Raw genomic sequence first — 20021 nt, forward strand, 5'->3', positions numbered from 1 at the left:
CCGAATACAGATATCGGGTTTACACCGCCATCGAAGTTCCCCGGTAGGTCCGTGCCAGATAACGGGAATCCTTGGCATCCGGCAATGGCCCTCAGGTCAGCAGGGACACATTGCCCCCTGCGGCGGTCGTGTCGATGCAGACATGGCGTTCGACCAAACATTGGCTGGCAAATTCTTCGTCGGTGACAAGCGGGATCAACGGTCCGTCGCGTTCCGCCAGCGCCATGCGGATGGCGCGGATATCATCGCTATCGCTCCAGCAGACAATGGCATCCAGACCGGTCAGGCGCGACAGATATTCGCGCGGGACAAAGCCGTCGAGAGTCTTGTCTCCGGTGGCACCGGGGACGCAGACCAGGGGTTCACAGCCCTGCTGAACGATGGTCTGCGCCTGTTGCATCGCATCGTTCGATGTCGGCCCGAGGCACAAAATCTTGCCGCGGGCATAGGTGAACAGCTCGTTCGATTCGCCGGTTGGCCCCGGCATCATGTCCCGGCTCTGCGGCTGTGTGCTGGCAGCGGGGAGCTTGTCCAGTGCCGCCTGTACTGCCTCCTCATCAAGGATCTCACCGTGATGGGCCGGCATCATCAGCCGGGAGCTTGCATAGAAGCGCGGCAGATAATGCGGTCCTCCAGCCTTCGGGCCCGTACCGGACAGGCCTTCTCCACCGAACGGCTGAGACCCGACCACCGCGCCGACCTGGTTGCGATTGACATAAATATTCCCGACCTTCAACGCGCTGGTCAGCTTGTCGATGCGGCGCTCGATCCGGGTCTGCAGGCCAAAGGTCAGCCCATATCCGCGATTGTTGATATCGCGGATGACGGTGTCGAGCTCGTCATTCTCGAATGTGGCAACATGCAGGACCGGGCCGAAAATCTCTTCTGCCAGATCGTTGATTCCGCCGACCTTGATCACCGCCGGGCCGACAAAATGGCCTTCCTGCGGGCAGTCCAGCTGGATCAGCAAGCGGCCTTCCTTCTGAGCGGAGGCGATATGCGCGCTGATCTTGTCCTGCGCCGCCTGATCGATGACCGGGCCGATATCGGTTGCCAGCCACCAGGGATTGCCCAGTTCGAGGGCGGACATTGCCCCGTTCAGCATTTTCAGAAACGGTTCGGCGATATCCTTTTGCAGGTAGAGCACCCGCAAGGCGGAACAGCGTTGCCCGGCGGACTGGAAAGCGGAGGTGATGATATCGCGCACCGACTGTTCCGGCAGCGCAGTCGAATCGACGATCATGCAGTTCAGACCGCCAGTCTCGGCGATCAGCAGCGAATCCGGCTGGCCATTTTCGGCGATATTGCGGTGGATGGTCTGCGCCGTTGCGGTCGAACCGGTGAAGCACACGCCATTGATGCGGGGATCGCCGCTGATCGCGGCCCCGACGGTTGCGCCAGGGCCCGGCAGCAGCTGCAGCGACGCCGCCGGGACGCCTGCTTCGTGCAGCAAATTGGTTGCGAGCGCCGCGATTAACGGAGTCTGGTCCGCCGGCTTCGCCAGCACCGCGTTACCCGCAGCCAGGGCCGCCGCAATTTGGCCGGTGAAGATCGCCAACGGAAAATTCCAGGGCGAGATGCAGCTGATGATGCCGCGCGGCTTGTCCTCCGGACGTTTCTCCGCTTCCTTGGCATAATAGCGCAAGAAGTCGACAGCCTCGCGCAATTCGGCGATCGTATCAAACTGGGTCTTGCCCGCTTCCCGCGCCAGCAAGGCAAAAATTTCGCCGTGATGCTGTTCATACAGATCGGCCGCACGCCGCAGGACCGCCGCCCGCTCGGCAACGGGTGCGTCCCAGATGCGGGCATCTTCGATGGCATCGTCGGCCTGCTGTTCATCCGCCTCGATCACTTCGCCGATCTGATTGTCGCTGAACGCCGGATTGAATATCTTCCGCGCGCAGCCGCTGGTGACCGGCCGTGTCGTGATCGGAGACGCGCGCCACAGCTTTTCGGCAAAGGGCGCGCGTTCGGCTACATAATCATTCATGTCGGTCCGGTTGGCCAGATCCCAGCCGCGCGAATTGACGCGTTCCGGCTGATACAGATCAGCAGGCTGCAATATCTTCGAACGGTGCGCCTGCTGATCGGCGTCCAACGTCTCGAACGGATCGGTGGCGATCATTTCGGCTTCGACGGAATGATTGGCCAGCTGGTTGACGAAGGACGAGTTGGCTCCATTTTCCAGCAGACGCCGGACCAGATAGGCCAGCAATTCGCGATGTTTCCCGACCGGCGCATAGATTCGCGACCGCACTTTTTCATTGCGCAGCAGCGCTTCGTGCAAGGTTTCGCCCATGCCGTGCAGCCGCTGGAACTCATAATCCTGATTGTTGCCCGCCATCTCCAGGATGGCGGCAACGCTGTGCGCATTATGGGTGGCAAATTGCGGGTAGATGCGGTCGGTCATCTTGAGCAGCTGGGCGGCGCAGCAGATATAGCTGATGTCGGTTGCCGATTTGGTCGTGAACACCGGAAAGTCGGGCACGCCATCCATTTGCGCGCGCTTGATCTCGCTGTCCCAATAGGCGCCCTTGACCAGCCGCACCATGATCTTGCGGTCAAGCTGGGTCGCCAGACAATATAGCCAGTCGAGCACGAAGCTGGACCGCTTGCCAAAGGCCTGCACGACGACGCCAAAGCCGTCCCAGCCGGCGAGGCGCGGATCGCTGAGCACCATCTCGATCATGTCGAGCGACAGGCCGAGACGAAAGGCTTCCTCGGCATCGATATTCAGGCCGATATTGGCGTCGCGCGCGGCGCGCGCCAACTCGCCGACCCGGTCTGCGAGAGCGGGAACCGCCTTGGCCTGCTGGCTCATCTCGTAGCGCGGATAGAGTGCCGACAATTTGATCGAAAGCCCGGGATTCTCCCGCAGATCATCGGAATCGGCGACGCTCGCGATTTCCCTGATCGCGTCGGCATATGCAGCAAAATATTCATCGGCCCCTTCCTGGGTGATCGCTGCCTCTCCGAGCATGTCATAGGAATAAGTCGCGCCCTTGGCTTTCCATTTCTTCGCCCGCTTGAGCGCCAGCTTCATGTCTTCGCCGAGCACGAACTGATTGCCGAGTTCCTTCATCGCCTGCCGCACCGCGGCCCGGATCACCGGTTCGCCCAATCGCTTGATGGCGCCGCGCAAGGCATCCAGCGGCCCGCGGCTGGCTGGCTGATGGATCACGCTGCGTGTCATCTCCAGCGCGTAGGTCGACGCGTTGACGAGCGAGCTTTCGGACTGGCCGATATGTTCGCGCCAGTTGGAGGGGCCGATCTTGTCTTCGATCAGTTCATCGATCGTCTGATTGTCGGGCACACGCAACAAGGCCTCTGCCAGCGTCATCAAGGCAAGCCCCTCGTCGGTCGACAGGCCATATTGGCCGAGGAAGCTTTCGGTCAGGGTCGGACCCGAAGCGCTGCGGACATCCTTGACCACCTGGATCGCCCGCTCCTGAATCCGCTGGCGCGTGTTCTTGTCGGGGCCGAAGTTCGAGATCAGATATTCGAGGATCTCTGCTTCATCGGTGCGATGATGGGCGCGAACCTTTTCCCGGTAATCAATCAGTGTATGCATTGGTCAAAATTTCCCTGGCAGATTTGCCGATATTTTCTGGATCTATAGCTGCGAATATCACCGTGAACCGGACAATGAGCAAAGCAATGGTCGTGGTGATCAGCTGAGTGTGAAACAGCGAATATCGCATTTCCGGTTTCGAACGCAACCTTTGTCGCGTCGGCCCCTTGCTGATAGCAGAAGATGGCCATCCTGTTGCCGATGCCAGGAGACAAGAGCCCGGGACAGAATAAGTAGCGCGCTCCGGCTCAGCCATAGCCGATCAGCGCGACAATGATCATGAACAGACCCCATGCGACAAGCCCGCCCGCGAATATCGCGCGCCGCGAGCGCTTGTTCAGAATAATCTCGCCGCCACGGGCCTTGCCGCTTTCTATCTCCTGACCTTCCATGTCCCGGTCTGCGGCGGCGGAATGATCCGGTCTCTTCGGCGCGCGCTTTTGTTCCATGACAGGATAATGCGTTGCGGACCGGAAAGTTGCAGACATTTTGGGCCGGGATCTTGTGCCGATCCGAACCGGCAGGCAGCTGGCAACCTTTGTCGAGACAAAACGTATTGCCGTCATGGTCAACTTCCATTCCGGAATTCACGCCGCTGTTAAAGGACGAGAGCCGATGACTCCGATAGATATGCAGCATATGTATTCGACAGAGCGACAGTCGGACAGAGCGCCAGACGCAGGCGGAATGGGCCAATATTGTGTCCCTGCCCCAACGATTGATCGCTAGTTCATGAACGATAATGCCAGTCAACCTGCCTTATTTGCTCGGCGGCGGACGCAGATCATATTGGCGACAATCGCAACCTTTCTGCTTCTGGCCATATTGTTGCTGGGCGCTGTCCCGGCCAGCGTCTTGCGCAGCGTGATCGTGCAGGAATTGCGGGGCGCGTCAGACCGGGATGTAGAAATAGGCAGTGTCAGCCGGGACAGTGTCTTTTCCTATTCGCCGGTGATCACCGTGCATGATGTCCGTATCGCGCAACCCGCCTGGGTCGGCGAAGGCGATCTGCTTCGTCTGAAATCCGTATCGGCGCGGATCAGCGTGTTCGCTATGCTGATGAACAACGCCAGACCGGATCGCATCAGGATCGATGGGCTCACCCTGTCTCTGGTCCGGGATGAAAATGGTCGCCGCAACTGGGACGATGACGATTCAGATCGGGAAAAGGAGAAAAGCAGCAAGACGCCCGTGTTGACTGACCTCGATATCAGCGATGCCTATTTCCGTCTGGTTGACCGCAAGCGCGGGCTCTCCCTGAACGGGCCGATCTCGGTCAATGCCAAAGACGGCCTTCGCATCGAAGCCAGCGGAACATTTTTGCAATCGAAAGCCAGTTTCCTGTTCTCCGGCGGCGCGATTGCCGGAATCGATCCCGAGGCTGACTATCCCTTCAAAATGTCGCTGCGGTCGCCAGCGCTGAATCTGACCGCAGACGGTCACATGCAGGGCGTGTTGAACACCAACCGGTTCAGCGCTTCGCTATCCGCGCGCGCGCCAACGCTCAAAAACCTGGACCGGATCATCGAGGCGGGGCTGTTCGGAACCCAGCCGATCAATTTGCGCGCCACTGTCCGTCATCAGGACAGGGACTGGTTTGTAAACGGATTGAACGGCTCCATCGGTCGCTCGAGACTGTCCGGCAAGGCAGATATTCGCAAGCGTGAGGGGCGCACGAAGATTGACGCCGAAATCAGAGCCGCCGTGCTCGACTTCGACGATCTGGCGGACGATGCAGGACTGGCGCGCGCGGCAGCACTGACGCGGCGCATCGGCCCCCGGATCCTTCCCAACACCCGGATCAACCTGTCAAAAATGGGGCCAACCGACGCGCATCTGGACTTTGCCATCGACCGCCTCGCCTCCCGCCGGGAAACGATTTTCCGGTCGATGAAGGGCCGGTTATCGCTCGATCACAAGCTCGTCGAGATCAGCAATCTGGCCGTCGGCCTGAAAAGCGGACAAATGACGGGCAGCGTCCGGATCGATCACCGCAGCGGCGCACCGAAACTGGCAACCGATCTGACGCTGACGGGCGCATCCCTCTCCGACCTGATAGGCAATGGCGAGATCGTCACGGCATCGATGCGCGGCCGGGTCAAATTGGCCGGCTCTGGCGATACCGTCAGGGAGGCGCTCGAGAAAGCCGACGGCAAGGCGGCGATGGTCGCTTCCGGCGGCAGTGTTCGCGCGACCGTGGCCCATGTTCTGGGGCAGAATCTGAGCGGAGCCGTCGGCAAGATTATCGATGACCCGAAAGCGCGGGTCCCGCTACGCTGTCTGGTCGCCCATTTCACTGCGCAAAACGGCGTTCTGACCCCTTCGCCCCTGGCTATTGATAGCGAAATCTCGATCGGACGCGGTGACGGGAAGATTACCCTTGATGGCGAAACCATATCCTTGGTCCTGCGCGGTGGAGCGAAAGGCAAAAGTGCCCTGCGCATCGTCGATCCGATCCGGATCTCCGGTACATTGACCGATCCGCAAGTGTCGGTTGCCGGGCTGGGCAAGGCCGAGGATGCTGAAAAGCCGTCCGTCGGTGATGTCCTGAAAGTAGCGACAAAGTCGATCGGCAGTGCATTGGGGATTGGTTCGAGCGACAAGCAGGATGCGGCCTTTATCGAAAAACCGAAGTCCCTGAACTGCGAGGCCCTTGTCGCCGAGGCGATGCGCTAGAACGATCCGCCGGACTGGATAGAGCAACCAGTATTATCTGCGGCCCGATCCAAAAAAATCTGTTTCCGATCAAGGCTGCGGCGGAACGACTCCGTCTTGTGTTTGCACAGGGAAATTTGTCCCGCCATTCACAATGAGGATTTACATGCGCAAATATCTACTCGCATCGAGCTGCCTGTTCGCTGTCGCTTCCATCCCCGCTCATGCGGAAACCAGCATCGCGACCGCCACCACCACGCCGGTCCGGACCTCGACGATCAAGTCCGGTGCTGCTGACGATATCAAGATCACCTCGGCCGGATCGATCAAGCCGACATCGGGTGTTGCGGTCACCATCGACAGCGACAACAAGCTGACCAACGAGGGTACGAAAACGAAACTGCCGGCATTGCCGATTGAAATGAACGGATCCCGCCCATCGGCACCAGCGACGCTGAAAGACGAAGGTGCCGATACCGAAACCATCCTGAAGCAGATGGGCTATTCCGCGGACCAGATTTCCGCGCTCCGCGCCGAAGGGGTTGCGCAATAATATATGGATCGGATTGATTAACTGCCCTTACCCGACATCTTCGCAACGCCAGCGCGAGGGTTGCCTCTTGCATCCAGCAGGATAAAAATACTCGTTTTCACAACAACATATTGCATGATTCCAAATATGTCCCCATTCTGAGCCGATGCGAGCTAAAGACCATATTGGGACAAACGCACAGCAGGCTAGAGAGTCGTTGCTCGAAATCATGGCCCGGGTCGCAATCCGGGACCGGGCAGCGCTCGAAGAACTTTATCAACTGACCTCGGCGAAACTATTTGGCATCTGCCGTCGTATCTGTGGAGACAGAAGCGCGGCGGAGGACGTATTGCAGGAAGTATATATCAAGGTTTGGCATCGTGCCGATCAATATCAGGCGGGGAGCTATAGCCCGATTTCCTGGATGGCGGTTATCGCCCGCAACGCTTCGATCGACTGGCTCCGGAAAAATGGTCGGCAACATCATGATGATGACGCAGCCATCGACATTGTGGCCGATGAGGCGCCGCTGGGCGATGCCGTGATCGAAGAGGAGCAGCAGCGCGAACGGATCAGGGATTGCCTCGAAGGTTTGGAGGAAGAACAGAATCTGCCGATCCGTTCGGCCTTTTTCCGAGGATTCACCTATTCCGAGCTCGCCAAACGGGCCGAGGTCCCGCTGAGCACGATGAAAAGCCGGATCAGACGGGGATTGATGAATTTGAGAAAGTGCCTGGAAGATGGTTGATCTGCCCCAGGATATGGACAGCAGCGAACTGCTGGCGGCGGAGCTGGTACTGGGCTTGCTGGAAGGCGAAGACCTGACCAATGCCCTGCGCCTGCGCTTGTCGGACCCGGGTTTCAGGCAGGATGTTGACGCGTGGGAAAAGAGGCTGGCACCGCTGCTGGATCTGATCGCGCCGCAGGCTGCCCCCGACCACGTCTGGCAATCCATCCATGCGCGGCTCGACGCCTCCCAGGCCGAACCCGCCGACCGAATCTCGCTGTTGACGTTCCGCAGCCGTTTGAACCGCTGGCGCGCAGCAGCCCTGGCTGCGGGCACGATCGCCGCGTCGCTGGCCTTGGCCCTGCTGGTCCGCCCTCCTGCGGTGATCGTACCGGAAAATCCGGTGCAGCAGGAAGCGCCCGCGCAGATAATCGCCCAGCTTTCCGGTGAGCAGGAAGGCCTATTTGTAGCCACCCGCTTTGACCCGCTGAGCGGTGAGATGAACGTGACCACGCAAGGCTTGAAAGCCGACGAGGGCGCCCCGGTCCTGTGGGTGGTACCGGCAGACGGAACACCGCGTGCCCTGGGAATATTGCCGGTCAATGGTGCGGGAGCGATCGCCATAGAGCCAGGCTTCCAGTCCTTCGTGCAATCCGGCGCGCTGCTGGCATTGACGATGGAAGACCCGCTGGGCGCGCCGTTTGTGGCCCCGACGACACCGATCATCGCGACCGCGACCATTTCCAAAATCTGAGAAAATTTGCGTCCAAACACTGCCGCGCGACGTAGCTGTCGGTGATCCGGAAATATCTTTCCGGTTCGTCGCAATCATTTCATTGCATTTGAAAGGACTTTCCATGTCGTTCCGTTCCCTATCTTCGCTTTCCCTTCCTCTTTTTGCTGTCGCGGTTTCCCTTTCAGCCTGTACGATGTCCGACCAAGGCGGCAGCGCGGTTGCTTCAAGCGCTTCCGCAGCCAATAGCGCCAATCCGATGGTCGGCGGTGCCGCCATGTATCCGACGCGCAATATTGTCGAAAATGCCGTGAATTCGGCCGATCACACAACATTGGTGGCCGCCGTCCAGGCAGCGGGTCTGGTCGAGACCCTGTCCAGTCCCGGTCCGTTTACCGTTTTTGCGCCGACCAATGCTGCTTTTGATGCCTTGCCCGAAGGCACGGTTGCGACCCTGCTCCAGCCGGAAAACAAGGCGACCCTGACTAGGATCCTGACCTATCATGTGGTCGCGGGCCGGATGACCGCAGCGGATCTCGCCGCAAAAACGAGAATGACCGGCGGCCAGGCGGAACTTACCACCGTTGCCGGCGCCAAACTGACCGTCTCGCAGTCACCCAGCGGTGGCTGGATGTTGACCGACACCAAAGGCGGCACCGCCAATATCACGATCGCGGATGTGATGCAGTCCAACGGCGTCATCCATGAAATTGACGCTGTCGTCATGCCCTGACCATTGGTCTCCCTCTCTGGCCCCATGGCCAGAGAGGGGTTCATGGCCATCGCCTGTCGACAGGCTTTGGCGGTCGCCCTTTCTATCTGACAAATACAGGCCATCATCTTGATCCGGGCGCTGAGGGGTAGAATTATTTTACTCTAGCTGCATCTTTTTGGCATCCGTCTGCGTTACTGCAGATGTGAACTGCGCATTTCTAGAACCAAGTCACTAAATCTGAAGGGGATTTTCATGTCTAAGCATATCAAATTTTTCAGCCGTACTATCATGATCACGGCAGCAACCGGCGCGATCGCGATCGCGAGCCCAGCCTGGGCCGATGCCACCGCGCCCTGTAACGAAAATGCCGGACCCGATGGTATCCCCGGCACCGCGGATGATCCGGTGAACACGCTGGAATGCGGTGTCGGTGCGGATGGTCGCGGCGATGGCTCGGTAGCCATTGGCGGCGGCGCAGTTGCTGACGGTGTCGATGCCGTCGCCGTGGGAAGCGACAATGCCGGAAGCGCGCCGGCTCGCGCAATCGGGAACTCGACCACCGCCATTGGCGGGGAGGCTCTCGCCATGGGACCGGGGGCCACGGCACTCGGCTGGCGTTCGGTCGCCAATGCGGAACGGGCGACGGCTTTGGGCCATCTCGCTCAGGCCACCGCCTTGCGGGCGACCGCGGTCGGTGAAGCGGCGATGGCACTGGGCGTCGAATCCGTCGCGCTGGGCAATGAGTCGGTTGCCGACGGGATTGATGCAGTAGCCATCGGGACCCAATCACGGGCCACGGGCAATTCCACGACCGCGGTTGGCGGTGAAAGCATCGCGACCGGACCGGGCGCGACCGCTTTCGGCTGGCGGGCGCAGGCCAATGCGGAACGCGCCACGGCATTGGGTCATCTGGCCCAGGGCAATGGCCTCCGCTCCACTGCGGTTGGCGAAGCCGCCGTTGCCAATGGTGAAACGTCCGTCGCCATGGGCAATCTGGCGTTTGCCGATGGTGCGGATGCGATCGCCATTGGTGATCAGACGATTTCCAATGGTACGTCGAGTACGGCGGTTGGCGGAGAAGCCCGTGCAATTGGCATTGCAACCACCGCATTTGGCTGGCGCTCTGCTGCTTTGGCCGAGCGCGCGACCGCTCTCGGACATCTGGCGGTTGCAGGCGGTGTCCGCTCGGTTGCCATCGGTGAGGCGGCCAATGCCGGCGGTGACGGTGCGATTGCCCTGGGCAATGAATCCTCGGCCGCCGGGGTGAACTCGATTGCCATCGGCAATGGCGCGACCGCAACCAATGACGGGCAAGTGGTGGTCGCCAATCTCGATACCAGCACGGCATCGCAAGCCGGAACGCTATCGGTCGTGACTGCCGATGCCAATGGCACATTGGGCCTCAGCAGCGGATTTGCCAGCAGCGCCATCGTGGCGGCGAATACTGGCCAGATCAACGCCAACCGCGGACTGATCAACGCCAATAGCGGAGCGATTTCGGCGCTTCAGGGGCAAACGGCGGCGCTGTTCGATCTGACCGAAGTCAATCGCGTGGATATCCGCAAGGCCAATGAAGGTGTGGCGATCGCCCTCGCGATGGAATCGCCGGTGCTGTTGCCGGGCAATTCCTTCGGTGTTGCCGGCGGCTTCGGTTACTATCAGGAGCGGGTGGGCGGTTCGGCCTCCTTCGCTGCCCGCATCGGCGACAATGCCGCCTTTACCGGCGGTGTCGGTGTCGGTTTTGATAGTGGCGAAATTGGTGCGCGTGCCGGATTCCAGTTTGCATGGTAATCCGGATCACATCTGACGACAGAAAAATACCGGGGCGACTCGCTCCGGTATTTTTCCTGACATTGGCCATATTGTTCAGCTCGGGCCAACCGGTTCGCGCGCAGACCGCCGAGCCGCCGGTTTCCAGCCAGCCGGTGCCCAATGGCCTGGAACTTTCCAAGCTGATCTGGAGTACCATGGCGGCGGTCGATCATGCCAATCAGTCGGGCAATTATTCGGTGCTGCGCGACAATGCGGCACCGGGCTTCCAGCTATTGAACAATCCCGCACGGCTGTCGGAGATTTTTGCCGGCCTGCGGGCTAGCCGGTTCGACCTTTCCAACAGCTTGCTGCTGGCACCGACCTATTCTGCGGCGCCGGCGGTGGTGGAAGACAATGTCATCCGCGTCCAGGGCGCTTTCGGCTTGCGGCCGACGGCCATTTCCTTTGATCTCTATTATCAATGGGTTGAAGGAAAGTGGCGGCTCTATGGTGTTTCCATCGGCCAGGAAAGCATTGCCAATATCCAGCCGGAAGCTGCGCCGAGGAGATAAGCTTCGCATCCCTTGCGCCGGTGCTCTTGGTGAGCGATCGATCGATGTATCGGGACCCTGTGCCGTGTTCCGGCGCGTCCTGTCGGCCGGGCCGGCCGGGAGCATGAGCAGGGACTATCGCATTGCCTCAGGCCCTTGGCTCTGAAATGAATACAGACTTTATGACCAGAGCGATCACGGACGGACGAACGAGCTTGCCGATCAGACGCACCAGTTCATGGCCCCCTATCTCAACGGTGCAAGGCATCGCATTGGCGACGCCCGACATGATCAGTCTTCCCTCCTCGATATGGCTCTCGCGAACCTCCACGCCAAGCTTTATCGCGGGTGTCTTGACCAACATGGCTTATGCCGACGCTGGCAGAAGCGCCAATGGCTCAAGTGCCAGCGCGGCACGGGCCGCACCGCGTCCGGTAATCATGGCCTCCGTCAGGTAGGAGCCGTTCTGATACAGGTCGGAAATGAACGAGCCCAGCTCGCCCGCTTCGAACAGCCTGGGGATGACATGATCCACTCCCTTTCATCGACCATCTTCGTCAGATATCCGCCACCTGAGTAGATAATTTGTCCGGACATTGTCGAACAACTTAGGTTTAATTGTCAACAACCGGAGGTGGTGTGCCATTGGTAGCCTCGCCTAAGCTTTGGCTGGGGAATGCGCTTTCGACGGATCGACTCATCGACCCGGCTTTTTGATGCAGATTTTGGCATGGCAGAGCCCGAAATATCCGTCGGGTATGTGGCGAGTGCGCTACTGGCAAGGCCACGCTATCGGTGAGGGGGGAGTCCGATCTGAACAATCCGGCCAACAGCAGCACAGAAAATCTGCAGCGGCCGGCGCGAAGATAGGAGCAAAAATATCTTGACCCAAATCTCCGGGATCGGCTCGACCCCCCTCAATGAGCAGTGTTGTCTATTTCAGTGAAATCAGACATTCCGCTTCCGTCCCAAAAGCTGTTGGTCGGAATAACGCCCAGTTTCGGCTATATTGCATGATTGCATGACGAAAATTTTGGCCAAGAACTGCCGAAATTCGTCATGCAAACTTACCCCTTCCCGATGACTAATCACCAAGAAATATATCTGAACGTCCTTCTATGTTTAATGTCGGCTAGACCTTCGTGTTGACGCCAAGCAAATGCAGAACCAGCAAGATGACAAAAATTACGGCGGCACCATATGCGAGATACATAGCAAAGCCAGCGACCCCGCCCAAGCCTAAGACCGCAGCAATTATAGCGATAACAAGAAATATGATTGCGTAGCGTAACATGAGCATTCTCCATGACCGTTGATGATGATCTTATAACTCTGATCGATCGTATAAGTTGCACGGGGTTGATTTAATTCCCTCCCATTCAGGAAGAGCTGGCCAGCGGCGGATCAGCTAGGACCTGCCGACAAGTTCACGCATCCACAATCGGATTGGGCGTTTCAAGCGTCCACATCGAGGTGACGGCCTGAAAACGCCGCAGTACGACATTGAGTTGCTCAATTGACATGGGTGGTCCGATCTATAAGCTCATGGTGAATTTTCAATTGTTTTTTAGCCGAGAAAATACCGCATGACGGCAAGCTTCGACAGTTTAAAACTACGCCTACCGAATCGATGTCGCTCAACATGCGCTTCGTGCTAGCCGCCTGCTCGGCTGTCGGCAAAATCAGCGTTACGAAAGTAGAAACCGTTCATTCAAATTGGAAAAAATGGCCGACGCTAGCTGAGTAACAGATAATTTAGTCCAACCTCTTGTCAACCCGGACCCAAATATTCCAAAGTACTTAACAATTGTGATCGTTGTAAAACTAACAGGAGAATTCAGCATGCGCGACGCTGTCATCGTATCTTATGCCCGCACAGGGCTCGCCAAGGCGGGTCGCGGCGGTTTCAATATCACACCGCCGATGACGATGGCGGCGCATGCGATCAAGCATGCAGTCGCCAAGTCTGGTGTTGAGAGTGATTTTGTCGATGATTGCCTGATCGGCAATGTGGCGCACGGCGCTCCCAATATCGGCCGCAATGCGGCGCTTCTCGCTGACCTTCCCAAGACGACTGCTGGAGCGACAATCAATCGCTTTTGCTCCTCCGGCATGCAGGCTATTGCCATGGCCGCAAACCATATTCGCGGCGATGGCGCCAACTGTGTTGTGGCCGGCGGCGTGGAAAGCATCTCGATGCAGGGGCCCCGGGCACCAGAAGGCAGTATAGACGAGGAAATCCTGAAGATTGCACCGGCGATCTTCATGCCCATGATCGAGACCGCCGATATTGTCGCAGAGCGCTATAATATCAGCCGGGAATATCAGGATGAATATGCCCTGCAATCGCAGCAGCGGATGGCGGCAGCCCAGCAAGCCGGGCTTTTTGCCGATGAAATTGTTCCGATGCAGACCAGGATGAAACTGGTCGACAAGGAAAGCAAGGAAGAGACAATTGTCGATTACACGGTCGATCGCGACGAGTGCAATCGTCCCACCACGACCCTGGAAGGCCTTGCCAAGCTGCAGCCGGTGATGGGCGAAGGCAAATATGTCACGGCCGGCAATGCCAGCCAATTGTCGGACGGAGCCGCCGCCGTGCTGATGATGGAGGCCAAGGAGGCAGAACGGCGCGGACTGCAACCCCTGGGGCGCTTTGTATCCTGGGCGGTTGCCGGATGCGAGCCGGATGAAATGGGCATCGGTCCGGTATTTGCCGTCCCCAAGCTGCTCGAACGGCAGGGCCTGACCGTGGACGACATCGATATCTGGGAACTGAACGAAGCCTTCGCGAGCCAGTGCCTCTACAGCCGAGATCGTTTGGGCATTGACCCGGAGAAATATAATGTGAATGGCGGCTCCATCGCCATCGGCCACCCGTTTGGCATGACCGGTGCGCGCTGTGCCGGGCATCTTTTGCAGGAAGGCCGTCGGCGCGGTGCCAAATGGGGCGTTGTCACCATGTGTATCGGCGGTGGGCAGGGCGGCGCCGGATTGTTTGAGATATATTCCTGAACCGTCTCCATAATTGCCAGTCGGCTCATATTGAGGAATCGAAAAAATCTTGGATAAACTAACGGACGAACAGGTCGAACGCCGGTTGTCGGAGGCTTTGGCCCATCGCGCTTCCGTGCCTGCGGAAAAGTTGATAAACGGATTGCTCAGCACCCTCGATCTCACGGCGGATGCTGTTGACGAATTTGTGTTTCCGGCGCTCAAGTCGAGCGCGCGCGAACGCATTTTTGGTGGTCAGGTGATCGCCCAGGCGATTGTCGCCGCGGACCGCACGGTCGACGATGAAAAGAGGATCCACTCGCTCCATTCCTATTTTCTGCGGGCCGGGGATGAGACGAAACTGCTGCATTTCCGGGTGCATCGTGACTTTGACGGGCGCAGCATCTCCAATCGCAGGGTTGTCGTCCGGCAGGATGACAGGGTCATCTTCAACCTGACCGCCTCCTTTCAAAAGCCCGCCGAAGGTCTCGCCCATCAAATAGCGATACCGGACGTGCTGCCTCCCGAGCAATGCCCGCATGCGATGGAAGAGATTGCTCGTAACCCGCTGGTGTCGGACGACCAGATAGAGCGGATGAGCATGCCGCGACCCTTTGATGTCCGGAGCGTCAGTCCGGCAGGCAAAAACCGGACTGCGCGCCAGTATCAGTGGTTCAGGACGGTGGCGCCGCTGCCGGATGATCCGCTTATCCACCGCGCTACCCTGGCCTTCGCATCCGATATGGGGCTGCTCTCGACCTCGATGATTCCGCACGGGTTGCACTGGACCACGCCCGGATTATTCTCGACCAGCCTCGACCATGCGATGTGGTTCCATGATGACTTCAGAGCCGACCAATGGATCTGCTATGTCATGGACAGTGACTGGACGGGCCATGCGCGCGGCCTCAATCGCGGGTCCCTCTTCACGCAGGACGGCATCCTCGTCGCGTCGGCGGTGCAGGAAGGCATGATGCGCCTGATGCCATCAAGCGACTGAGGCCTCGAAAAGCGACTTCAGATCCTTCTTCAATATTTTGCCGTTGGCGTTGCGCGGCAGGCTGTTGGTGCTGAACAGGATTTTCACCGGCACCTTGAAATTCGCCAGCCGCTCGCGCACCCATTGCTGCAATTCCGCCTCGGTGGCGGTTTGCCCTGGCGACAGCTGGACAATCGCCGCCGGCTCCTCGCCCAGCATCTTGTGATCGATCCCGATCAGGGCGGCGTCCATAACGGCAGGATGATCGTAGAGGACATTCTCGACTTCCGAGGAGTAGATATTCTCGCCGCCGCGGATGATCATGTCCTTTGCCCGGTCAACAATATAGCAGAATCCCTCATCGTCCAGTCGAGCGAGATCCCCGGTGCGAACCCACCCATCGACAAAAGTCTCGGCGGTTGCCTCCGGACGTTTCCAGTAGCCTTTCACAACCATCGGGCCACGTGCCCAGAGCTCGCCCACTTCGCCCACCGGCATTTCCCCGCGCCCGTCATCGCTCATCACCTTCAGGTCGGCAGCGGCCACCGGCGGGCCACAACTGGTCGGGCGATTGAGATAATCCTCGGCGCTATGGGTCGTAACCGTCGCCATGGTTTCGGTCATGCCCCAGCCATTGCCGGGCAGCGCGCCAAAGACTTCGTAGATCTTCCGGGCCAGCTCCGGCGCCGACGGCGCTCCGCCGTAGCTGATCGAGTCGATGGAAGAGAGATCATATTTCTGGCGATCCGGATGCTCGATCAATTGCCACGCAATAAACGGGACACCGCCGGTGGCATTGACCTTTTCCCGTTCGATGATTTCCATCGCCCGGACCGTGTCCCACTTGTGCAGGAATACCATCTTGTGGCCGCCGTGAACGGTCGGCATCATGATCGCCGAGCAGGCCGTGCAATGGAACATGGGCACAACCGTCAGGCCCACCCGGATGGTCGGTTCCGGCAGCTCGTTCCCCCGGCGCAGTGCTGCCGCTGCCGCGGAATAGGCGACAGACAGCGCGTTGGTTGTCAGGTTGCGATGCGTGCCGAGCGCGCCCTTGGGCTGCCCGGTCGTACCGCTGGTGTAGAAAATGGTCGACGGATCATCCGGGGCGAGATCGACGGCGGGCAGGTCCTGATCGGGCAGATCGGCATAGTCATTGGGCCGCCCGATGATATCTTCCAGCGCGCGGGCCGGAGCGGCCAGCGGGCTCTGGCCGCGCGCGACGATGACATGGTGCAGTTCCGGCAGCTCGCTCAAATGCGGGGAAATCCGATGCCATCTTTCATCATCGCACAGCAAGACACTGGTACCGGAATTCTCCAGACCGAAAACCAGTTCCTGGTCCGTCCACCAGGCATTGAGAGGGACAGCGATCGCGCCAATCGACGTTGCGGCAAAGAAAATCACCGGCCATTCGGGCAGATTGCGCATTGCCAGCGCGACCCGGTCTCCTTTGGAGACGCCGATGTTCTGCAGTTCGGCAGCCAGGGCGGCGACAGCGCGATACCAGCTGGCATAGGTGACGCGTTCGTCTTCCATTATCAGAAATTCGCTGTCACCATGGCCGCGCGCGTGGTTCGCCAGAGCGGCGAGACTGGGATGGGCGTTTTTCCAGACGCGGGTTGCAATGCCGTCGATATCGACTGTTTCCATTTCAAACGGTTGTCCCGGCGCGCACAATAAGGCCTTCACCTCATCGCGCGACCGCACGGGCCATCCGTCGGTCGGCACCCACTTTTCGAGTGACTCTACAATATCAGCGGACAAATATTTCTCTCCTGATTTGGGGCAGCGTCGCTACCCGTTGAATCGCTCGCCCTTGCTCGCCTTCTCGTGCAGCATATCCGCTACCGGCAGATTGTGCTTCTCCAGTCCGGCTACGATCTTGTCGAGCCCAACCGTATCGGCCCAGAACATCGGGCCGCCGGTGTACAATGGCCAGCCGTAGCCGTTGATCCAGACCACATCGATATCGCTGGCGCGTTGCGCCATGCCCTCTTCGAGAATTTTTGCCCCTTCGTTGACCATCGGATAAAGCAGCCGCTCGCGGATTTCCTCCTTCGAGATTGCGCGCTGTTCCTTGCCGGCCCTAGCCGCAAATTCGGCGATAATCTGTTTGACTTCATCGGAGGGTGTCCGATTGCGCGCCTGATCATAATCATAATATCCCTTGCCGACTTTCTGTCCCCAGCGACCGGCGGCGCACATGGCATCACGAAGCGTTTCGATCCGCTCCGGATCCCGATGCCAGCCGATATCCACACCGGCAAGGTCGGACATCTGGAATGGCCCCATCGGAAAGCCGAATTCGAGAAGAACATCGTCGACTTCCCAGTAATTGGCCCCTTCCATGATCATGAGATTGGCCTGTTCCTGGCGCGGGCTGAGCATCCGGTTGCCGATAAAGCCGGGGCAGACACCGGATACCGCCGCGACCTTGCCGATTTTCTTCGACAGTTTCATCGCCGTCATCAGCACGTCATCAGCGGTTTTTTCGCCGCGCACGATTTCCAGCAATTTCATCACATTGGCCGGCGAGAAAAAGTGCAGGCCGAGAACATATTCAGGGCGACCGGTCACCGCAGCGATCTCGTCGATATTCAGGTAGCTGGTGTTGCTGGCAAGGATCGCGCCCGGTTTCACAATGGAATCGAGCTTGGTGAACACTTCCTTTTTGACATCCATATTCTCGAACACGGCCTCGATCACCAGATCACAATCGGCAAGATCGTCATAGGAGAGAGAGGGTGTCAAAATGGCCATTGCATCCTCGACCTGCTGCTCCGTCATGCGTCCGCGTTTGGCGGTGTTCTCGTAATTTTTACGGATCACGCCGACCCCCCGGTCGAGCGCTTCCTCCTTCAGCTCGACAATGGTCACGGGAATGCCGGCGGACAGAAAGTTCATCGCAATTCCGCCGCCCATCGTCCCTGCTCCCAATATGCCGACCTTCCGGATCGGGATGAGATCAATGGCGGGATCAATGCCGTCAATCTTGTTGGCGGCCCGTTCGGCAAAGAAATAGTGGCGCATGGCCGCGGACTGGGTGCCGGTCATGAGCTTCGTGAAAAGCTCGCGCTCTTTTTTCACGCCTTGTGCGTAAGACAGCTCGCCTGCCGCCTTCACCGCCTGGATCGCTGCTTCCGGTGCCTCGAACCCGCGAATCTTGCGGCCGTATTTTTGCCGGAACTCGTCGAATATTGCGGGATTCTCTATCCCGTCCCGGTTGGCCGTGCCCTCGGAAGATCGCGGAGGGGCCTTGCCGATCTGTTCGCGGGCAAAGGCAATGGCATCCTCGGCGAGGCTGTCTTCACCAACGATCTTGTCGACCAGTCCGATGGCATGCGCTTTGGCCGCCGAAATCGGATTGCCGATCACCACCATCGGCAAGGCGGCTTCTGCGCCAACCACCCGGGGGAGGCGCTGGGTTCCGGCAGCGCCGGGGATCAGGCCAAGCTTGACCTCGGGCAGGCCCATTTTTGCTGACGGCACGGCTACCCGGTAATGGCAGGCCAGGGCCACCTCGCAACCGCCGCCCAACGCTGTCCCGTGGATCGCCGCCACAACCGGCTTGCTGCTTGCCTCCAGCCGATCAAGCGCATCCGCAAGATTGGGGCCCGTCATCGGCTTGCCGAATTCCGTGATATCCGCTCCGGCAAAAAAGGTCCGTCCATCGCAGCGGATGACCACCGCTTCGATCTCGTCATCCGACAGCGCTTTATCAATCCCGTCGACCAGTCCCTGGCGCACGGCCGCGCCTAGCGCATTCACCGGAGGATTGTCTGAGATGATAACCAAGACATTTTGTTGCTTTTCAATATTAACGACGGACATTCATTTTCCTCCAAGATCATGGTAAAAAGCAGAACAGATGCGAAGCGGCATGTCAATTGTGCGCATATTACGGGCTGGATTTACGAGTATCGCAAATGGAAGCAGTTCGAAATCAGGGCCTTATAATCAGATTTTTAATTGCCGATGGACTTAGGGAGATCCTCTGGTGCCATCGAAATAATCAGATCAATGGAACTGCGGCATTTCCTGAATAACAAACTGGCCTTCGGTCAGGGCAAACTGATGAAGTAGCATTGATTATAGAAGGAGTGGATAGCTCCGGACTGACCAATGCAACTCTATCTAAAGACGTTATTGAGCGGATGCACGATCTCGAAGGTCAAGGTCTTCTGGAAGAAATATCGGATGGAATGGCCATTGACCAGATCTACCGGGACGCCCTGATAGTGGAGCGGCTCAGGTCCCAGCGCACGTTTCGCGTTCGAACCCAAAGTTTGCCCGACGCAAATCCTCGAAAGCGGCACGCCTCGCCGCTCGCACGCATCAACGACGGACCTGATGAGGAAGGTTACTTGGCCCGGTGATTGCCCCATCATTTCCAAGAAAAGGGGTTCCGGCGTCGGTGAGCTTGCGAGTACGCTCGAAACTCCTTCCGCAATTTCGTCCAGTCGTGCCGTCGGACGTGCGTGAGTTGGAGCCCGTGGGGTGTCAACTGGCCGTCTTACGGGTAAACCATTGGCAGCCTTGCGGTTTTGATGTTAGCAAAAGCCATAGCGATTCCAGATTATCAATCTCTGATACTTCCTGTTTTGCAATTTTCTAAAGAGGGCGAAACCAAGGTCCCGATTGCCGCTAAGAAAATCGTAGATGGCCTCGGACTAACGCAAGAAGATCGCGACGAGATGCTCCCGAGCGGAAAACAACGTTTGCTATACAAAGATATTGATTGAAATTGGTATGACAGAGAGTGGTCTAAACCCTATCGATAAGACCATTATTGCACCAGACGGCCGCATT

Annotated in this window: 17 protein-coding genes; 10 read left to right on the plus strand and 7 right to left on the minus strand. The window is 58.6% G+C overall.

Annotation, left to right across the window (positions count from 1 at the left end; translation table 11 throughout):
- Nucleotides 1-91: 91 nt before the first annotated feature.
- Together putA and ACEW8J_RS01215 are read right to left on the minus strand one after the other, a co-directional pair.
- The gene (gene putA / locus ACEW8J_RS01210) at nt 92-3571 is read right to left on the minus strand and encodes a bifunctional proline dehydrogenase/L-glutamate gamma-semialdehyde dehydrogenase PutA (RefSeq protein ID WP_373489803.1); all 3480 of its coding nucleotides are present in this window, start codon (nt 3569-3571) and stop codon (nt 92-94) included.
- Between the two features lie 248 nt (nt 3572-3819).
- Nucleotides 3820-4137, minus strand: coding sequence for a hypothetical protein (locus tag ACEW8J_RS01215; protein ID WP_373489804.1), 318 nt, complete (start codon nt 4135-4137; stop codon nt 3820-3822).
- A gap of 166 nt (nt 4138-4303) precedes the next feature.
- On the opposite strand from ACEW8J_RS01215, the gene ACEW8J_RS01220 reads away from it, so the two are divergent.
- The 7 genes from ACEW8J_RS01220 (at nt 4304) to ACEW8J_RS01250 (ending at nt 11257) form a co-directional block, all read left to right on the plus strand.
- Nucleotides 4304-6247 (plus strand): AsmA family protein, encoded by a 1944-nt coding sequence (locus ACEW8J_RS01220; RefSeq protein ID WP_373489805.1) that lies wholly within the window; start codon nt 4304-4306, stop codon nt 6245-6247.
- A 145-nt stretch (nt 6248-6392) separates the two neighbouring features.
- Nucleotides 6393-6779, plus strand: a complete 387-nt coding sequence (locus ACEW8J_RS01225; protein ID WP_373489806.1) for a hypothetical protein — start codon at nt 6393-6395, stop codon at nt 6777-6779.
- A 196-nt stretch (nt 6780-6975) separates the two neighbouring features.
- Nucleotides 6976-7506 carry a sigma-70 family RNA polymerase sigma factor gene (locus tag ACEW8J_RS01230; protein ID WP_373489807.1) on the plus strand — a complete coding sequence of 177 codons (531 nt, stop codon included), beginning with the start codon at nt 6976-6978 and terminating at the stop codon, nt 7504-7506.
- Nucleotides 7499-8239 carry an anti-sigma factor domain-containing protein gene (locus ACEW8J_RS01235; RefSeq protein WP_373489808.1) on the plus strand — a complete coding sequence of 247 codons (741 nt, stop codon included), beginning with the start codon at nt 7499-7501 and terminating at the stop codon, nt 8237-8239. Before ACEW8J_RS01230 ends, ACEW8J_RS01235 begins: the two co-directional genes overlap by 8 nt.
- Nucleotides 8240-8414: 175 nt before the next feature.
- Complete coding sequence (locus ACEW8J_RS01240; RefSeq protein WP_373489809.1) at nt 8415-8951, plus strand: fasciclin domain-containing protein; 537 nt, start codon at nt 8415-8417, stop codon at nt 8949-8951.
- Nucleotides 8952-9185: 234 nt separating this feature from the next.
- On the plus strand, nt 9186-10724 hold the full coding sequence (locus tag ACEW8J_RS01245) for a hypothetical protein (RefSeq protein ID WP_373489810.1): 1539 nt from the start codon (nt 9186-9188) through the stop codon (nt 10722-10724).
- Nucleotides 10718-11257 carry a hypothetical protein gene (locus ACEW8J_RS01250; protein WP_373489811.1) on the plus strand — a complete coding sequence of 180 codons (540 nt, stop codon included), beginning with the start codon at nt 10718-10720 and terminating at the stop codon, nt 11255-11257. The genes ACEW8J_RS01245 and ACEW8J_RS01250 overlap by 7 nt, the downstream gene beginning before the upstream one ends.
- Nucleotides 11258-11384: 127 nt before the next feature.
- Here the strand turns inward: ACEW8J_RS01250 and ACEW8J_RS01255 are convergent, their stop codons facing one another.
- From ACEW8J_RS01255 to ACEW8J_RS01265, 3 genes are all read right to left on the minus strand, one after another.
- A complete protein-coding gene (locus tag ACEW8J_RS01255) occupies nt 11385-11600 on the minus strand; it encodes a hypothetical protein (protein ID WP_373489812.1) in 216 nt (71 codons plus the stop codon).
- A 3-nt stretch (nt 11601-11603) separates the two neighbouring features.
- Complete coding sequence (locus ACEW8J_RS01260; RefSeq protein WP_373489813.1) at nt 11604-11771, minus strand: hypothetical protein; 168 nt, start codon at nt 11769-11771, stop codon at nt 11604-11606.
- Nucleotides 11772-12368: 597 nt separating this feature from the next.
- Nucleotides 12369-12530: a DUF1328 domain-containing protein gene (locus ACEW8J_RS01265; RefSeq protein WP_373489814.1), complete on the minus strand. Its 162-nt coding sequence runs from the start codon at nt 12528-12530 to the stop codon at nt 12369-12371.
- Nucleotides 12531-13078: 548 nt separating this feature from the next.
- Here ACEW8J_RS01265 and ACEW8J_RS01270 point away from each other — a divergent pair.
- Both ACEW8J_RS01270 and ACEW8J_RS01275 read left to right on the plus strand, forming a co-directional pair.
- Nucleotides 13079-14251: an acetyl-CoA C-acyltransferase gene (locus ACEW8J_RS01270; protein WP_373489815.1), complete on the plus strand. Its 1173-nt coding sequence runs from the start codon at nt 13079-13081 to the stop codon at nt 14249-14251.
- A gap of 49 nt (nt 14252-14300) precedes the next feature.
- Nucleotides 14301-15230 (plus strand): acyl-CoA thioesterase, encoded by a 930-nt coding sequence (locus ACEW8J_RS01275; RefSeq protein WP_373489816.1) that lies wholly within the window; start codon nt 14301-14303, stop codon nt 15228-15230.
- Here ACEW8J_RS01275 and ACEW8J_RS01280 read toward each other — a convergent pair.
- Nucleotides 15219-16976: a class I adenylate-forming enzyme family protein gene (locus tag ACEW8J_RS01280; protein ID WP_373489817.1), complete on the minus strand. Its 1758-nt coding sequence runs from the start codon at nt 16974-16976 to the stop codon at nt 15219-15221. The genes ACEW8J_RS01275 and ACEW8J_RS01280 overlap by 12 nt on opposite strands.
- Before the next feature lie 30 nt (nt 16977-17006).
- Nucleotides 17007-19043 carry a 3-hydroxyacyl-CoA dehydrogenase NAD-binding domain-containing protein gene (locus ACEW8J_RS01285; protein WP_373489818.1) on the minus strand — a complete coding sequence of 679 codons (2037 nt, stop codon included), beginning with the start codon at nt 19041-19043 and terminating at the stop codon, nt 17007-17009.
- A gap of 716 nt (nt 19044-19759) precedes the next feature.
- Between ACEW8J_RS01285 and ACEW8J_RS01290 the strand changes: the two genes are divergently transcribed.
- Nucleotides 19760-19954, plus strand: coding sequence for a winged helix-turn-helix domain-containing protein (locus ACEW8J_RS01290; protein ID WP_373489819.1), 195 nt, complete (start codon nt 19760-19762; stop codon nt 19952-19954).
- The last annotated feature ends 67 nt before the right edge of the window (nt 19955-20021 follow it).

It is taken from the genome of Parasphingorhabdus sp., assembly GCF_041748495.1.
GTDB lineage: Bacteria > Pseudomonadota > Alphaproteobacteria > Sphingomonadales > Sphingomonadaceae > Parasphingorhabdus.

What these genes read in the sequence shown, in the direction of transcription:
- putA (WP_373489803.1), bottom strand. Translation starts at nt 3,571, where the DNA reads ATGCATACACTGATTGATTACCGGGAAAAGGTTCGCGCCCATCATCGC.
- ACEW8J_RS01215 (WP_373489804.1), bottom strand. Translation starts at nt 4,137, where the DNA reads ATGACGGCAATACGTTTTGTCTCGACAAAGGTTGCCAGCTGCCTGCCG.
- ACEW8J_RS01220 (WP_373489805.1), top strand. Translation starts at nt 4,304, where the DNA reads ATGAACGATAATGCCAGTCAACCTGCCTTATTTGCTCGGCGGCGGACG.
- ACEW8J_RS01225 (WP_373489806.1), top strand. Translation starts at nt 6,393, where the DNA reads ATGCGCAAATATCTACTCGCATCGAGCTGCCTGTTCGCTGTCGCTTCC.
- ACEW8J_RS01235 (WP_373489808.1), top strand. Translation starts at nt 7,499, where the DNA reads ATGGTTGATCTGCCCCAGGATATGGACAGCAGCGAACTGCTGGCGGCG.
- ACEW8J_RS01240 (WP_373489809.1), top strand. Translation starts at nt 8,415, where the DNA reads ATGTCCGACCAAGGCGGCAGCGCGGTTGCTTCAAGCGCTTCCGCAGCC.
- ACEW8J_RS01245 (WP_373489810.1), top strand. Translation starts at nt 9,186, where the DNA reads ATGTCTAAGCATATCAAATTTTTCAGCCGTACTATCATGATCACGGCA.
- ACEW8J_RS01250 (WP_373489811.1), top strand. Translation starts at nt 10,718, where the DNA reads ATGGTAATCCGGATCACATCTGACGACAGAAAAATACCGGGGCGACTC.
- ACEW8J_RS01255 (WP_373489812.1), bottom strand. Translation starts at nt 11,600, where the DNA reads ATGTTGGTCAAGACACCCGCGATAAAGCTTGGCGTGGAGGTTCGCGAG.
- ACEW8J_RS01265 (WP_373489814.1), bottom strand. Translation starts at nt 12,530, where the DNA reads ATGTTACGCTACGCAATCATATTTCTTGTTATCGCTATAATTGCTGCG.
- ACEW8J_RS01270 (WP_373489815.1), top strand. Translation starts at nt 13,079, where the DNA reads ATGCGCGACGCTGTCATCGTATCTTATGCCCGCACAGGGCTCGCCAAG.
- ACEW8J_RS01285 (WP_373489818.1), bottom strand. Translation starts at nt 19,043, where the DNA reads ATGTCCGTCGTTAATATTGAAAAGCAACAAAATGTCTTGGTTATCATC.
- ACEW8J_RS01290 (WP_373489819.1), top strand. Translation starts at nt 19,760, where the DNA reads ATGTTAGCAAAAGCCATAGCGATTCCAGATTATCAATCTCTGATACTT.